At 62.6% G+C, this 15,528-nt stretch carries 16 protein-coding genes; 13 read left to right on the top strand and 3 right to left on the bottom strand.

Going from position 1 to position 15,528, the window contains the following annotated elements; translation table 11 throughout:
- Positions 1–38: 38 nt before the first annotated feature.
- The 5 genes from N0P34_RS07620 to N0P34_RS07640 all read left to right on the top strand — a co-directional run bounded on the left by N0P34_RS07620 (position 39) and on the right by N0P34_RS07640 (position 4,646).
- On the top strand, positions 39–1,094 hold the full coding sequence (locus tag N0P34_RS07620) for a DUF4424 domain-containing protein (RefSeq protein ID WP_275606415.1): 1,056 nt from the start codon (positions 39–41) through the stop codon (positions 1,092–1,094).
- 73 nt (positions 1,095–1,167) lie between these two features.
- Positions 1,168–1,662 (top strand): GNAT family N-acetyltransferase, encoded by a 495-nt coding sequence (locus N0P34_RS07625; protein WP_275606416.1) that lies wholly within the window; start codon positions 1,168–1,170, stop codon positions 1,660–1,662.
- A gap of 180 nt (positions 1,663–1,842) precedes the next feature.
- Entirely contained in the window at positions 1,843–2,367 is a 525-nt protein-coding gene (locus tag N0P34_RS07630) for a dihydrofolate reductase (protein ID WP_275606417.1), read from the top strand.
- A gap of 63 nt (positions 2,368–2,430) precedes the next feature.
- Positions 2,431–3,531: an FtsH protease activity modulator HflK gene (hflK, locus tag N0P34_RS07635; protein WP_275606418.1), complete on the top strand. Its 1,101-nt coding sequence runs from the start codon at positions 2,431–2,433 to the stop codon at positions 3,529–3,531.
- The gene (locus tag N0P34_RS07640) at positions 3,531–4,646 is read left to right on the top strand and encodes a protease modulator HflC (protein WP_275606419.1); all 1,116 of its coding nucleotides are present in this window, start codon (positions 3,531–3,533) and stop codon (positions 4,644–4,646) included. The genes hflK and N0P34_RS07640 overlap by 1 nt, the downstream gene beginning before the upstream one ends.
- Positions 4,647–4,813: 167 nt before the next feature.
- Here N0P34_RS07640 and serB read toward each other — a convergent pair whose 3' ends face one another.
- Positions 4,814–5,686 carry a phosphoserine phosphatase SerB gene (serB, locus tag N0P34_RS07645; RefSeq protein ID WP_275606420.1) on the bottom strand — a complete coding sequence of 291 codons (873 nt, stop codon included), beginning with the start codon at positions 5,684–5,686 and terminating at the stop codon, positions 4,814–4,816.
- A 27-nt stretch (positions 5,687–5,713) separates the two neighbouring features.
- On the opposite strand from serB, the gene miaA reads away from it, so the two are divergent.
- Complete coding sequence (gene miaA / locus N0P34_RS07650; protein WP_275606421.1) at positions 5,714–6,622, top strand: tRNA (adenosine(37)-N6)-dimethylallyltransferase MiaA; 909 nt, start codon at positions 5,714–5,716, stop codon at positions 6,620–6,622.
- Positions 6,623–6,661: 39 nt separating this feature from the next.
- On the opposite strand, the gene N0P34_RS07655 is transcribed toward miaA, so the two are convergent.
- A complete protein-coding gene (locus N0P34_RS07655; RefSeq protein WP_275606422.1) occupies positions 6,662–8,086 on the bottom strand; it encodes an MATE family efflux transporter in 1,425 nt (474 codons plus the stop codon).
- Between the two features lie 76 nt (positions 8,087–8,162).
- On the opposite strand from N0P34_RS07655, the gene N0P34_RS07660 reads away from it, so the two are divergent.
- From N0P34_RS07660 to N0P34_RS07670, 3 genes are all read left to right on the top strand, one after another.
- Positions 8,163–8,528 (top strand): DUF423 domain-containing protein, encoded by a 366-nt coding sequence (locus tag N0P34_RS07660; protein ID WP_275606423.1) that lies wholly within the window; start codon positions 8,163–8,165, stop codon positions 8,526–8,528.
- A 78-nt stretch (positions 8,529–8,606) separates the two neighbouring features.
- Complete coding sequence (locus N0P34_RS07665; protein WP_275606424.1) at positions 8,607–8,882, top strand: glycine zipper domain-containing protein; 276 nt, start codon at positions 8,607–8,609, stop codon at positions 8,880–8,882.
- Positions 8,883–9,086: 204 nt separating this feature from the next.
- Positions 9,087–9,554, top strand: a complete 468-nt coding sequence (locus N0P34_RS07670) for an NUDIX hydrolase (protein ID WP_275606425.1) — start codon at positions 9,087–9,089, stop codon at positions 9,552–9,554.
- On the opposite strand, the gene N0P34_RS07675 is transcribed toward N0P34_RS07670, so the two are convergent.
- Positions 9,544–11,043 (bottom strand): inorganic phosphate transporter, encoded by a 1,500-nt coding sequence (locus N0P34_RS07675; protein WP_275606426.1) that lies wholly within the window; start codon positions 11,041–11,043, stop codon positions 9,544–9,546. The two genes, N0P34_RS07670 and N0P34_RS07675, sit on opposite strands and share 11 nt — an antisense overlap.
- Positions 11,044–11,481: 438 nt before the next feature.
- Here N0P34_RS07675 and N0P34_RS07680 point away from each other — a divergent pair, with 438 nt between their 5' ends.
- The 4 genes from N0P34_RS07680 (at position 11,482) to N0P34_RS07695 (ending at position 15,526) form a co-directional block, all read left to right on the top strand.
- Positions 11,482–13,251, top strand: a complete 1,770-nt coding sequence (locus N0P34_RS07680) for an acetolactate synthase 3 large subunit (RefSeq protein WP_275606427.1) — start codon at positions 11,482–11,484, stop codon at positions 13,249–13,251.
- Between the two features lie 23 nt (positions 13,252–13,274).
- Positions 13,275–13,829: an acetolactate synthase small subunit gene (gene ilvN, locus N0P34_RS07685; protein WP_275606428.1), complete on the top strand. Its 555-nt coding sequence runs from the start codon at positions 13,275–13,277 to the stop codon at positions 13,827–13,829.
- Between the two features lie 87 nt (positions 13,830–13,916).
- Positions 13,917–14,660, top strand: coding sequence for a pyridoxine 5'-phosphate synthase (locus N0P34_RS07690; protein ID WP_275606429.1), 744 nt, complete (start codon positions 13,917–13,919; stop codon positions 14,658–14,660).
- 251 nt (positions 14,661–14,911) lie between these two features.
- Complete coding sequence (locus N0P34_RS07695; protein WP_275606430.1) at positions 14,912–15,526, top strand: NAD(P)H-dependent oxidoreductase; 615 nt, start codon at positions 14,912–14,914, stop codon at positions 15,524–15,526.
- Positions 15,527–15,528 lie beyond the last annotated feature (2 nt).

Consider the following 15,528-nt stretch of genomic DNA (forward strand, 5'->3'; position numbering starts at 1 on the left):
CCGGCGAATCCGCCGTGGCTTTCATGGGGGAGAGACAGATGACGAGAATAATGGGAGCCGCGATGCTGGCTCTGGCGGTGGCATCGCCGGTCCTGGCCAATGACACCACGGCGCAATTGGGCGTTGGCGGTCTTGTTTTCGTCTCGAACGAGAGCATTCAGATGGCTTCGGAAGATCTCTTCGTATCGCCCGAAGAGGTCCGTGTGGCGTACGAGTTCAACAATATCTCCGACGCCGCCCAGACCATTCTCGTCGCTTTCCCGATGCCCGATGTCGAGGGCGGCGGCAATATGATGGTCGATATTCCGGTCCAGTATACCGATGAAGACGGCAAGCCGCTGATTGCGGACCCGGACAATCTGTTCGGCTTTGCCACCGAGTTCAATGGTCAGCCCGTCGAGGCCGAGCTGCACCAATACGCCTTTGCCCACAATATCGACTATTCGGCCACGCTGCGCGACCTCGGCGTGCCGCTCGAACCGTTCGGCGACGCCACTTATGCGGCGCTCAAGGCACTCGACAGCGCCGATGCTGAGCGATTGACGACGCTGGGCCTTGTCTACCGCTCCGAATATGACGCCGGCGAGGGGCTCGAATGGGAATTGGTGCCGCTCTGGACGCTGCGCTCGACCTATTCCTGGCAGGCCACTTTCGAGCCGGGTATCTCCAACGTCGTCCACACCTATCGCCCCAGCGTCGGCGGCACGGTCGCCACCACCTTCATGCCGGTCAAGGGCGATGAATATTCCATGGAGCGCTACGCCGATTATGGGAAGCGCTACTGCGTCGATGACAATCTTGTCGCCACCCTGCGCAAGAAGGAAATCAAGCAGGAGGACTACACCCAATATCCCTATATCGAGAGCTGGATTTCCTACATCTGGTCGACCGGCAATAACTGGTCCGGCCCGATCGGCAAGTTCACGCTCACAGTGGACAAGGGAGATGTGAACAATCTCGTCTCCTTCTGCGGCGAGGACGTCAAGAAGATCGGTCCCACCACGTTCCGGATGACCGCAACCGACTGGTACCCGCCCTGGGACAAGGAGCTGGAAATCCTGCTGCTCAAGCCGGTCGACTGGTACGACGAATAAATCGGTCGCGCCGCGGCCGGACCCTCACCCTCACTCAAGCACGGAGGCCCCCGCATCGGCGGGGGCTGGCATTTTGACCCAAGCCCACCAGAACCTTTCCATCCGGGCCGCCACGCCCGCCGACGCGGCCCTCATCGTCGGCTTCATCCGCGAGCTGGCCGAGTACGAAAAGCTCCTCCACGAGGTGAAGATCACCACCGAGGACCTGGCGCGCGATCTCTTCGGGGCCGAGCCCAGGATCTTCTGCGAGATCGCGGAATGGGATGGCCGGCCGGTGGGCTTTGCGCTCTGGTTCTATACCTATTCCACCTTCCAGGGTCGGCACGGCATCTGGCTGGAAGACCTCTATGTCCAGCCGGACCAGCGGGGCAGGGGCATAGGCAAGGCGCTCCTCCAGCATCTGGCGCGGCGCTGCGTCGCCGAAAATCTTGGCCGTTTCGAATGGTGGGTTCTCGACTGGAACGAGCCGTCCATCGCCTTCTACAAGAGCCAGGGCGGCGTCATGCAAGACGAATGGACCAAGGTCCGCGTCGAGGGCGAGGCCCTGCTCAAGCTGGTCACTGCGTAGTCTTTCCGAGGAGCGATCCTCAAGGCCATAGTGCCCCCGTGTCATCGCCGCGAAAGCCGGGACCTCCGTTTAGAGTGGGGTACCTCGCTTTCGCGGAAATGACCCGCTGGTGGGGAACGCAAACCAAGCGGCCCAGCTTTCCCTGCAGAGAAAGACTTGCCTCACAACTCCCGGAAGCCAATGCCCCCAAAAATTTCCCTCATCGCCGCCGTCGCCCGCAACAATGTGATCGGGGCCGATCAGTCCATACCCTGGCGCATTCCGTCCGACTTTGCCTGGTTCAAGCGCCAGACCATGGGCAAGCCAATGATCATGGGCCGCAAACAGTTCGACACTTTCCCCAAGCCGTTGGCCGGCCGCCCGCATATCGTGGTCACACGCCGCAAGGACTTCGCGCCCGAGGGCGTTCATGTCGTCCACGACCTCGATGCCGCCTTCGATCTGGCCAGAAAGCTCGCGGAAGAGGCCGGTCAGGACGAGATCATGGTCATTGGCGGCGGGGATATTTATGCCCAGTCCATGGCGCGCGCGGACCGGCTCTACATCTCCCATGTCGAGCTGGAGCCCGAGGGCGATGTGGTCTTTCCGGACATCGACCCAACTGCCTGGAGGGTGGTCGAAACCCCCGAGGTCACCCCTTCGGAAAAGGATTCGGCGGCATATATCATCCGCATCTATGAAAAGCTGGGCGACAGGCCGCATTGATCGCGCGGGCGGCTTGCTTATATATGGCAGCATCGACTTCTCTATAGAGCCGAAAGGAAAAAGATGCCTTGGGAGAATAATGGAGGCGGAGGTGGCCGCAATAATGGCGGTCCCTGGGGCCAGGCACCTGGTGGAGGTGGCGGCGGCCCGCGCCGTCCGGGCGGCAATACGCCCAATCTCGAGGACATCCTCAATCGCGGTCGCGACCAGTTCAAGGGTGGCGTGCCCGGTGGCCGCTGGGCCATCATCGGTGGCGTGCTGGCCATTCTCGCCTTTTGGGGCGTGAATTCGGTCTACACCATCAATCCGCAGGAAGTCGGCGTCGAACTGCAGTTTGGTAAGCCCAAGCCCGAATTGTCCGGTCCCGGCCTGCATTTCATGCTTTGGCCGGTCGAAAGCGTCGAGCGTGCGACCACCACGGTCAACCAGACCCAGATCGGCACCGGCGCAGCCTCGGGCCCGCGCGGCCAGCAGGCAAATGACGGCCTGATGCTCTCGGGCGATCAGAACATCGTCAATGTCCAGTTCTCGGTGTTCTGGGCCATCAACGACCCGGTTGCCTATCTTTTCAACGTGCGCGACCAGGAATCCATGGTTCGCTACGCTGCCGAAAGTGCCATGCGCGAAGTCGTCGGCCGCCGTCCCGCTCAGGACGTCTATTCGGACGACCGCTCGGGCATCCAGGCCGAAGTGATGCGCATTACGCTCGCAACGCTCGAAAGCTATGGCCTTGGCGTCTCGGTCAACCAGATCCTGATCGAAAATGCCGGCCCGCCGCCCGAAGTGGTGGACGCCTTCAACGAAGTCCAGCGCGCCCGTCAGGACGAGACGCGTCTGCAGGAAGAAGCCCGCTCCTACGCCAATACCCTTCTGGGTAATGCCCGTGGTAGTGCTGCGGCCCTGCGCGAAGAAGCTGCCGCATACACCAACCGAGTGGTGCAGGAAGCAACCGGTGAAGCCGGCCGTTTCAACGCCATCTACGCCGAATATGTGAATGCGCCCGAAGTGACCCGCAAGCGCCTGTTCCTCGAGACCATGGAAGAGGTTCTGGGTGGGTCCGAGAAGGTCCTCATCGAGAACGGGGCAAATGGCTCGGGGGTCGTCCCCTATCTGCCGCTGCCCGAACTGCGCCCCGGCGCTAACACCTCGTCGGGGAACCAGTAATGACCAATCGTCTCTATATCATCGGCGCGGCCATTCTGGTGGCCATCTACATCTTCTTCTCCTCGCTTTACGTCGTGGACGAGCGCGAGCAGGCCATCGTCACGCGCTTCGGCCAGATCACCGATGTGCGCACCGAGCCGGGCATCTACTTCAAGATCCCGACCGATTTCGTCGACACGGTCCAGATCATCGAAGATCGTCTCCTGCGCTATGACATCGCCAATATGCGTGTCCAGGTGTCGGGCAACGCCTTCTACCAGGTCGATGCCTTCCTGACCTACCGCATCGCCGATGCACGTTTGTTCCGTGAGCGCGCCACCGGCCAGCTCTCGGTTGCCGAGGCCCGTATCGGCGCCAGCCTCGATGCGGCCCTGCGCCAAGTCTATGGTCTGCGTGAATTCAACGCGGCCCTCTCTGACCAGCGCGACCAGATGATGAAGGAAACCCGCGACCTCATCCGTCCGGACCTTGCCAATCTGGGTATCGACGTCGTCGACGTGCGTATCCTGCGCACCGATCTCGACAGCGATGTTTCGGCCACCACCTTCGAGCGTATGCGTGCCGAGCGTCTTGCCGAAGCCGCACTGCTGCGCGCGCGCGGTCAGGAACAGGCGCAGAGCCTGCGCGCTATTGCTGACCGTCAGTCGGTTGAAATCGTCGCCGCGGCAACCCGCGATGCCGAACTCATCCGCGGTCAGGGCGACGCCGAGCGGAACCGCATCTTCGCCCAGGCCTATGGCCAGGACTCCGAATTCTTCGAGTTCTATCGCTCGATGGAATCCTACCGTGCGGCTCTGGCCAATACCGGCACGACCATGGTTCTTTCCCCGGATAGCGAATTCTTCCGCTATTTCGGCTCCAACGGGTCGATCCCGGCGGCCAATCCGAACCTGGCTCCGCCGGCACAGCCCATCGAAGCGCCCGAACTGCCGACCAGCGAGGGCCCGGCTCTCGACGGCCTCGGCATCGAGGAAACCACCGTTCCCAGCCTGACGCTGGAAGACGGTTCCGAGCTGACCCCGACCATCGGGGCCGAGCCTCCGGCTCCGGTCGAAGTGCCGGCCACGGACGCTCCGGCTCCGGCTGCGGAAACGCCCGCTCCTGCCGCTCAGTAAGCGCGCTTAGAGCGACACACAAAAAGGCCGACCTGGATCTCCAGGTCGGCCTTTTTCATGCCTCGTACATTTTCGCAACCGTTGCCGGCAAATGCTAGCATCCTGCTAGCAAATCAGGGCCAAATGCGACGCCAATTCGGGGGGGGTCGCTGCCCCGCCCGCCACGCCTAGCGGACGAAATCGTCGTCGTAAAATCCCTGAAGATAGAGCAGGGCCGTCAGATCGCCATGGTCGATCCGGATGCCCGCTTCCGCCGCCACGGTCGGCTTGGCATGCAGCGCCACGCCGAACCCGGCGACGCGGATCATATCGAGATCATTGGCGCCATCGCCCACGGCAATGGTCAGGCTGGGGTCGACGCCGCGTTCGGCGGCCAGCGCCAACAGTCTCTCGCGCTTGGTGTTTTTGTCGACTATGGGCTTGGCCACGGTGCCTGTCAGCACATCACCGTCAAACTCGAGGACATTGGCGATCGCCTCGTCAAAGCCGATGCGCTTGCCGAAATAGTCGGCGAAAAAGGTGAAGCCGCCCGAGACCAGCGAGGTATAGGCGCCATACGCCTTCATGGTCTGCACCAGCGCCCGGCCGCCCGGCGCCAGCGTAATCGCCTCGCGCCGGATTTCCTCGATAACAGAACGCTCCAGCCCCTTGAGCAGCGCGACGCGCGTATCCAGCGCCTCACCGAAATCGAGCTCCCCGCGCATGGCGCGGTCGGTAATCTCGGCCACCTTATCCTTGATCCCCAGTGCCGCGGCCAGTTCGTCAATGCACTCCTGCTCGATCATGGTTGAGTCCATGTCGGCCACGAGGATCAGCTTCCGGCGTCCTTCGGTGGGCACCAGATTGGCGTCGACACTCTTGGTGCCGATGACATCGCGTGCAATTTGAAGAGCTTGCGGCGCGGTGGGTTCGCTAATATCGCAAGCCACGCCGTGGTTGAGCCAGTTGAGTTCTCCGCCGGTTTGCTGCACCACTGCGGCGGCAAGCGCGGCGTCCAGTTCGGGGTCGGCAGGATTGGCGATAAGGCTCAGGACCGGCATGAGAACAGGTGCTTTCGGGAGGAATTGGTGAGCATTCAAAGGCGTGCCGTCCTGATAGCGGGTCCCACTGCCAGCGGCAAGTCGGCCCTCGCCCTGGCGCGCGCCGAGGCGGGGCAGGGACTGATCGTCAACGCCGACGCCATGCAGGTCTACGACACGCTGCGCGTCGTCACGGCCCGGCCGGGCATCGAGGACGAAGCCCTTGCCGAGCACCGTCTTTACGGCATTGTGCCTGCCGGGCATCGCTTTTCCACCGGCCAATGGCTGAATGCCGTCGCCGAAATTCTCGCCGCGGTCGACCCGGGGCGCGAGGTGATTTTCGTCGGTGGAACAGGCCTTTACTTCGATGCGCTGACAAAGGGATTCGCAGATGTCCCCGCCATTTCCGCGGCGGTTACACTCGGGGTCCAGGAAGAGATCGAAAAATTGGACCAGGCGGGGCGCATGGCAATGCTGACGGCAGAAGACCCGGAGACGGCCGCGCGCATCGGCGTGGCCGATCCCCAGCGCGTCATTCGCGCCCTCGCGGTCAAGCGCGCCACCGGAAAAAAGCTGTCCGAATTCCAGGGTGCCGAGCAGCCGGCCCTGCTTGCCGACTGGCAGATCGAGCGAATCGTCCTCGCACCCGAGCGCGACATATTGCGGGGCCGTATCACAAGACGCTTCGCCGCCATGTTCGAGAACGGCGCGGTTGAGGAGGTCGAGGCGCTGCTGGCCAAAAAGCTCGATCCATCGCTTCCGGCGATGAAGGCCATTGGCGTGCCGGAGATTTCTGGGTGGCTGGAGGGGATGCTGTCGCGAGAGGATGCCATACGCCTCGCGACGATCGCGACCCATCAATATGCCAAGCGCCAGGGCACATGGTTTCGCAACCGCATGGGCGACTGGCCGCGTCTCGGTCTTGAAGGACGCCCATTAGTGGGCCCAAGTCCCTGATCTAAATGGGACTTGTGCCCACTTATCCAACTGCTCCACTTATCCCGCGAAAGATTTGTGCATGCGTTCCAGCAGCCCGATCCGCTCGCGCAGGACGAAGCGGATCACCAGCACCACGGCGGCGAAGGTGAGGCCTGCCGCCAGCCCGATCCAGATGCCCACACCACCCCAATTGGCAACAAAACCAAGCACATAGGCAATTGGTAGGCCGACGAGCCAATATCCGAAGATTGCCAGCAGCATGGGGATTTTCGTGTCGCTCATACCGCGCAGGGCATGGGCCGCGACAACTTGGGCGCCGTCTGCCAGCTGGAACACGCCGGCGATCAGCAGGAAGGTCGCCGCCATGCCCACGGCCCTTGCATTTCCATCCACCGTCGGGTCGAGGAAGATGCGGACGATGTCTGGGGCAAAGGCCAAAAACGCTATGCAGGACAGCACCATGAAACCTGTGCCCATCACCAGCGAGGCGTAGCCGGCCTTGCGGATGCCCTCGGCGTCGCCGCGCCCATAGGCCCGGCCCACCCGCACCGTGGCGGCGATGCCCAGCCCCAGCGGCACCATGAAGGCGATGGAGGCGCATTGCAGTGCCACGGCATGGGCGGCAACCTCGTCGGTGCCGATCCTGCCCATGAGGAGGGCGGCGGCGGTGAACAGGCCGACCTCGGCCACCACCGTCAACCCAATCGGCGTGCCGATGCGGAAGATCTCGCGGAACCGCGCCCAGTCCGGCTTCCAGAAGCGGACAAGCACATGAAATCGCTTCAGTTTCCTGTGGCGGACGACATAGAGCATCATGGCCAGGAACATGACGATATTGGTCGTCAGCGTCGCAATGCCGGCGCCGCGCAGTTCGAGGCGCGGAAAGCCGAAATGCCCGAAAATAAGCGTATAGGCGATGAGTGCATTAACCAATACGCCAAGCACGGTGATCACGAGGATCGCCCTTGTAGCATCAAAGGCCGAAAGCATGGAGCGGAAGGCGATGATGCCCAATGCCGGGAACAGCGACCACGCTGCAAACTGGATGAACTGCCCGGCCATCTCGGTAGCGACAGGATCCTGGCCCAGCGCCAGGTAAAGCGGCTTGATCTGCAACACCATGGGAACGAGGAGCGCGCCGAGCACGATCGCAGCCCAGCACCCCTGACGCACGATCCGGCGCACAGCCTTGATGTCGCGCGCGCCCCGCGCTTGGGCGACCAGCGGCGCAACCGCCCCCACAATGCCCACCCCGCCCACGAGGAAGGGGGTCAGGAAGCTCGTGGCCAGCGTCGCTGCGGCGAGATAGGTCGAGCCCAGCCAGCCGAGCAGGATCACATCGGTCGTATGCAAGGCGTTTTGCGCCAATTGGGCGATGACAAGCGGCCAGGCGAGCGCAAAGGTCTCCCGAAACTCGGTGGCCCAGCCGCTGGAGGCAGCACTATTCCTGTCGGTCGCCATCGGCGCGACATCTTCAGTCATTGTCGTTTCCCATACTCGCCTGCATGCTCTAGTCGAAACTTGCCGCACAGGGAAGGACAGGAAGGATGATGCTGAGATGACCGGGTTGATCGAGCGGGTGATCATTTGCCTTGGCGGTTTCTTTGGCGCAATCGGCGTCGCCACCGCCGCCATGGCCTCGCATGGCGAAAATCCCCGGAATCTGGCGGCTATATCGGCGATCTGCCTCGCGCATGGGCCGGCGCTTCTGGCCGTGGGGCTGGCGCGAAGGGGCAGGGGGCTTGAGGCCGCGGCCCTGGTGCTTTCGGCTGGTACGCTGGTGTTTGCGGGCGATCTCGCCCTGCGCGAATATGCCGGCCAGGCGCTCTTTCCCGGGGCGGCGCCGCTCGGCGGAGGCGCCATGCTCCTGGGCTGGGCGGGCGTGGTGGCTTGGGGCCTGTTCGCGAAATTTGGCCGCAATTGATTTGAATAAATCTTAACGCAAGCCGGAACCAAACCCATTCTGGGGCATTTTTCCGGCAATATCTCAGTGGAGGGTTACATGCACAAGATTCTGATCATCGCCGCAACGGCGCTTTCGATGGCAGCTTGCACGTCGACGCAGCAGGGTGCCACCGTAGGCGCCGTGGGCGGTGCGATCGTTGGTGCCAGTGCGACTGGCGGCAATATTGTTGGAACCGCAGTCGGCGCAGGCATTGGCGGTGTCGTCGGCGCAGCAGCCGGTGACGTTCTCGGCCGGGTCGACGGCAGCAATGACCGTTGCGTCTATCGCCGCGCCAACGGCACCCAGTACGTCGATACCTGCCCTCGAGGCTAACCCCACGAGCCGCATCGCCCCCTATGCGGCTCTGCGCCATTCCCTTGGCGCCCACACCCGGCACGGTTCGCCCTGCCGGGTGTTTTTTGTTCTGCTCATGCCGCACATCTGATCTGGTGACAGGCGCGCCAATCTTGCGTCCGGCGGTAGACTCTCCCCGACGCATCATGCGAGAGAGCGTCCCAGACATGAAGGGAGAAGGCGTTGCTGCGCGATATTCTCAAGAATTGGAGTCCGGTGGCGGAGACGAGTTCCGGCCTGCGCCAGGCTGGGGCGCTGCCCTATTCCATCGTCGATGGGCGCATGGCGTTCCTGCTGATCACATCCCGGCGCAGCGGCAAGTGGATTTTCCCCAAGGGCGCAATCGAGCCGGAAACCACGCCATGGGACAGCGCCGCCATGGAAGCGCTCGAGGAAGCCGGCGTATCAGGTGAGATTTCCTCCACGCCGATCGGCAGCTATCGCACCGGCATCGGCTCGGACGGCGCTAGTCTTGTCGACGTGGATCTTTATCCGCTCAAGGTCCTGCGCCAGCACGATAATTGGCGCGAAGAGGGACAGCGTCTTCGACACTGGGCAACGCTTTCCGAAGCCCAGCGCCTGCTTGCCGATCGGTCGCTCGCTCGGCTTGCCGTGCGCCTAAACGCACAGCTGCTCGGGACTAGCCGATAATCAGGGTCAATCCCAGGAACAGCAGGCCCGACAAGATGGCCGAGGCCGGCACGGTCACCACCCAGGCAGCTGCAATGCTGTAGACGTGGTGCCGGCGCACGAGGAGGCGGCTCTCGGCCTTGCGGGCATTGGCCAGCGCCTCTTCCGGCGTGGCGTTGAGCTGGCTGGAATCAACGAATTTGGCATTCACCGGAATGGCAGTGCCTTCCATGTCGCGCCGCGAGTGATATTCGCGCAGGAACCCGACGCCGAACACGGCACCGACCGCGATATGGGTCGAGGACACGGGCATGCCGAGCGCTGAGGCGACCAATACGGTAACCGCCGCCGACAGTGCCGCGCAGAAGGCACGAATTTCATTGAGCTTCGTGATCTGCTCGCCGACGGTGCGGATGAGGCGGGGTCCGAAAAGGGCCAGGCCCAGCGAGATACCGACGGCGCCGATGGCCAGCACCCAGAAGGGCAGGGACACCCCCGCGACTTCGCCATGTCCCGTCTCCACCGCCGTTACGATAGCCGCCAGCGGGCCGATGGCATTCGCCACGTCATTGGCGCCATGGGCGAAAGAGAGCAGGGCTGCGGATACGATGAGGGGCAGGCGGAACAGCGTCGCGACGTGCTTTTTCCGGTTTTCCATCTTGAGGGATTGCTTGCGCACCCACGGCATGGCGATGATCCAGCCGAGCGCCGAAAAGGCCACGCCCAGGACAATCGTGGTCACCAAATCGGGCGACCAGATGCGGCTCAGGCCCTTGGTCGCCAGATACATGGCAAAGACGCCGGTCATCGCCGCCACGAAGATCGGCACCCAGACCAGGGCGGCGGAGATCTTGTCGATCCGGTTGGTAATCGTGGCCATGATGATGGACAGCAAGGCCGCCGCGGCGATGCCGCCCAGCACGGGGGAAATGACCCAGCTTGCTGCGATGGCGCCGATGGTCGGCCAGTTGACGACGCCGAAGCCGGCGGAAGCGATGCCGGCGCCGACGACGCCCCCGACCACCGCATGGGTCGTCGAGACAGGCGCGCCGATATAGGTCGCCAGGTTCACCCACAGCGCCGAAGCGAGCAGGGCCGCCATCATCACCATGATGAAGGTCGCCGTTTCGATATCCGGCGTCGTCAGCAAATCCCGGGCAACGGTGTTCACCACGTCGCCGCCCGCCAATAGCGCGCCAGCCGCCTCGAAGATGCCGGCGATGATCAGGGCGCCGCCCATGCTCAGTGCCCGCGAGCCCACGGCCGGGCCCATATTGTTGGCCACGTCATTGGCGCCGACATTGAGCGCCATATAGCCGGCGATGATGGCGCCAATGATGACGATATAGCTGGTGGGGCCCTGGGCCACCGAAAAGCTTGCCCACACCGCTGCCACCAGCAGGAAGACCAAGGCGATGCCGGGAGCGGCAAGGGACCTGCTCAGATTGTGGGTAGCCGTCTCGAGACCGGTTACCCGTTGCAGGTCCTTGTCCAGCGCGCTTTTGCTCATGTCACCAAACCGTCATGAAATCTGCTGATGCCCATAGCATTGTCTGGCGCCGAGGCCACCTGTTTTGCGTTCGCATTGCAACTCCCTCCACGCTTTTCCCGCCGGACTCTGGTTGGAACGGAAGGATCGGGCGGATAATTCGTGCCGTTCTGGCCCGGTGCAGGACCATTCGGTTCGTTCATGCCCTTGACGAATGCTTCGGCTTGCTCCTATCAATACGCGTCTTTGAATTTGGAGAGGTCCCATGCGGGCACTCATTCTCGTAGTAGGTAGGCGCATCGGCAACGTGGGGTAAAACCCCGCGCGATAGCTGGTGCGCCGAAAACAGGTCCCGAACGGGGCCTTTTTTATTGCCTTTTTTCCGCCGAGGCGGTCAGAAGGCGCAACGGATGACAGGCCCGCCGCCATGGGCAACAGGACTTTAGGGAAGGGCTTGCAATGGCCGAGAAAATGACCGGCGCAGAGATGGTGATCCAGGCGCTGACGGATCAGGGTGTTGAACATATCTTCGGGTATCCGGGCGGAGCGGCATTGCCGATCTACGACGCCATGTTCCAGCAAGATCAGGTGAAGCACATTCTGGTGCGTCACGAGCAGGGCGCGACCCATATGGCCGAAGGCTATGCGCGGTCCACCGGCAAGCCGGGGGTTGTTCTCGTCACTTCCGGCCCGGGCGCCACCAATGCCGTCACCGGTCTCACCGACGCGCTGATGGATTCCATCCCGCTGGTCTGCATCACCGCGCAGGTCCCCACCACCCTGATCGGGTCCGATGCGTTCCAGGAATGCGACACGGTCGGCATCACCCGCAGCTGCACCAAGTATAATTATCTGGTCAAACGCGTCGAAGACCTGCCGCGCATCATGCACGAGGCCTTCCTCATCGCCACTACCGGTCGCCCCGGTCCCGTGGTCATCGATATTCCCAAGGACGTGCAGTTCGCGCTTGGCGAATATTACATGCCCGACCTCGATACCCTGCGCCACCAGAGCTACCGCCCGCAGGTGGATGGCGATGCTGCTGCGATCGAAGCTGCTGTCGACATGATGCTCAAGGCCGAGCGCCCGGTGTTTTACACGGGCGGCGGCGTGATCAATGCCGGCCCCGCCGCTTCCGAGCATCTGCGCGAGCTGGCTGCATTGACCGGTTTCCCGGTGACCTCGACCCTGATGGGCCTCGGCGCTTTCCCTGCGTCCAATCCGCAATGGCTGGGCATGCTGGGCATGCACGGCACTTACGAAGCCAATTGGGCGATGCATGACTGCGACGTCATGATCAATATCGGCGCCCGCTTCGACGACCGCATCACCGGCCGGATCGACGCCTTCTCGCCCAATAGCCGCAAGATACATGTCGATATCGACCCGTCCTCGATCAACAAGGTCGTGCGCGTCGACGTGCCGATCATCGGCGATTGCGAGCGCGTGCTGGCCGAAATGGTCCGCGTCTGGCGCAGCAAGACCAATCAGCCCCGCACCGAGGCCATCGCGCCATGGTGGGGCCAGATCGGAAAGTGGCGTGCGGTCAATTCGCTCGGCTATAAGAACTCCGACACCACCATCAAGCCGCAATACGCCATTGAACGCCTCTACGAAGCGACCAAGAAGCAGGGCAAGGAGGTGTATATCACCACCGAGGTCGGCCAGCACCAGATGTGGGCAGCCCAGCACTTCCACTTCGACCAGCCCAATCGCTGGATGACCTCCGGCGGCCTCGGCACCATGGGTTACGGCCTGCCGGCAGCTGTCGGCGTGCAGGTGGCCCATCCCGATGCGCTGGTGATCGACATTGCCGGTGAAGCATCGGTGCAGATGACCATGCAGGAGCTCTCGACGGCGGTTCAATATCGCCTGCCGATCAAGATCTTCATCCTCAACAATGAGCGCATGGGCATGGTTCGCCAGTGGCAGGACCTGCTGCATGGCTCGCGCTATGCGCATTCCTATTCGGAATCGCTGCCCGATTTCGTCAAGCTGGCCGAAGCCTATGGGGGGCGGGGTATTCGCTGCGAAAATCCAGCGGAGCTCGATGCGGCCATTGCCGAAATGCTCGATTATGACGGCCCGGTGCTCTTCGACGTCATCGTCGAAAAGGACGAAAACTGCCTGCCGATGATCCCGTCGGGCAAGCCGCACAACGAAATCATCCTGCCCGATACGGCCAATATCGGCGACATCATCGACGAAAAGGGACGCCAGCTGGTCTAGGCCGGCTGCGGAGGTAATTAGACATGAACGCACACATGCAACCGACTGGTTCCGCCTATTTCCTGACCCAGGAAACCCAGCAAACCGAACGGCACACGCTCTCGGTCCTCGTCGACAACGAGCCTGGCATCCTCGCCCGCGTGGTGGGGCTGTTCTCGGCTCGCGGCTACAATATCGAGAGCCTGACGGTCAGCGAGACCGAACATGGCCGCCGACTTAGTCGCATCACCGTCGTCGTCATCGCCACGCCCAGGACGCTGGTGCAGATCAAGCTTCAGCTCGAGCGTCTGGTGCCGGTCCATCGCGTCCACGACCTCACCGCCGAAGGCAATTTCGTCGAGCGTGAACTCGCCCTTATCAAGGTGAAGGGTTCGGGCGAGCATCGCGCCGAAACCCTGCGCCTCGCCGACGCGTTCCGCGCCCATATCGTTGACGCGACTGTCGAGAGCTTTGTTTTTGAAGTGACCGGCAAGCCCGACAAGATCGACAGCTTCATCGCCCTGATGTCGCCGCTCGGCCTTGTCGAAGTGGTGCGCACCGGACTTGCCGCCATCGGTCGCGGCCCGGCGAGCATGTAGCCGCAGGCTCTCCTCGAACCGCAAGGATAGATTGGGCGAAACGCCCAGTCTGGTGTATGGCAGGGCCGACCAAATCGGGGCCCCGCCATGACTCTTCTCTCCGTGAACCTCAATGCCGTCGCCCAGCTGCGCAACCGGCGCGACCTGCCATGGCCCAGCGTCACCGGCATTGCCCGCGTTGTGCTCGATGCTGGTGCGAGCGGCATCACCATCCATCCCCGTCCCGACGAGCGCCATATAAGGCGGACCGACGTGTTCGAGTTGTCCGCCTTGCTCAAGGCGGACTATCCGCAGGCCGAGTTCAATATCGAAGGCTATCCCAGCGAAGATTTTCTGGCGCTGGTCGATGAAGTCAATCCCGAGCAGGTGACGCTCGTCCCCGATGATCCGGCTCAGGCGACCTCGGACCATGGCTGGCCCTTTGCGGAGCAGGGCAATTTCCTCCGCGACGTCGTCCAGCGGTTGAGCCGGTCCGGGCGCCGCATTTCGCTGTTCTGCGATCCGGACGCTGGCGCTGCCGGCGTCGCCGCAGCGAAGGCCACCGGCGCCGACCGGATCGAATTGTTCACCGGCCCCTATGGCGCCTGCTACGATGACGCCGGGCGCGCCGAGCGCGAACTGGCAGACCTTGCGGTTACCTGTTCGGCCGCGCTGGCCATCGGTCTTGGCGTCAATGCCGGTCACGACCTGACGCTCGAAAATCTGGAGGCATTCCAGGCCAAGGTTCCGGGCGTCGCCGAAGTGTCCATCGGCCACGGCATTACCGCGGATGCTCTGCTCATGGGTTTCGCCGAGGCGACGCGCCGCTATATTGAGGTGCTGGGCGGCTGACGCCCAGCACTTTTAATCCCAGAGATTGTTGCATCTGGTTGAACACTGCGTCTTAAAAGCAGGACTGACGGCAGCCACAGCTGCCCCATTACCCACAGAAACGTCAGAAAACCCCCGAACTGCAGATACTTACACTGATGTGCCTATGGGACACTCATGTCCCTGAAGGACACCGGCGTGCCCTCTTGAGCAAATCCGCTGCAGGCACATATATCGCCTCAGTTACGATTTGTTACCAAGGAGGGCAATCAATGTCCAAGCTCAAAGTCGGCGTTATCATCTCGTCCACCCGTCCTACTCGCTTCGGCGAACTCCCCGCCAAGTGGATCCTCGAGAAGGCCAATGCTCGCCCCGAGATCGAGGCAGAGCTCGTTGACCTGCGTGACTTCAACCTTCCCTTCTTCGACGAAGTCGCCTCGAACGCCTGGGCTCCAAGCCAGAACCCGGAAGCCGTTCGCTGGCAGAAGAAAATCGGCGAATTCGACGCCTATATCTTCGTCGTTGCCGAATACAACCGTGCCATCACCGGCGCGCTGAAGAACGCCATCGATCAGGCCTATGTCGAGTGGAACAAGAAGACCTTCGGCGCTGTGGGCTATGGTTCGGTCGGCGGTGCCCGCGCGATTGAAAACCTGCGCACCATCGGTGTCGAACTGCAGATGGCGTCGACCCGTTCGGCTGTGCACATCGCCGGCGCGGACTTCTTCTCGGTGCACCCGGGCTTCGGTGGCACCAAGACGCTCGCCGACCTCGAAGGCGCTATCGGCCCGTCGGCCAAGGACATGCTGGACCAGCTGATCTGGTGGGGCACGGCAACCAAGGCCGCCCGCGAAGACGAAGCTGAGACCGCTCAGGCCGCCGAATAATA

It is taken from the genome of Devosia sp. FJ2-5-3 (assembly GCF_029201545.1).
Lineage (GTDB): Bacteria > Pseudomonadota > Alphaproteobacteria > Rhizobiales > Devosiaceae > Devosia.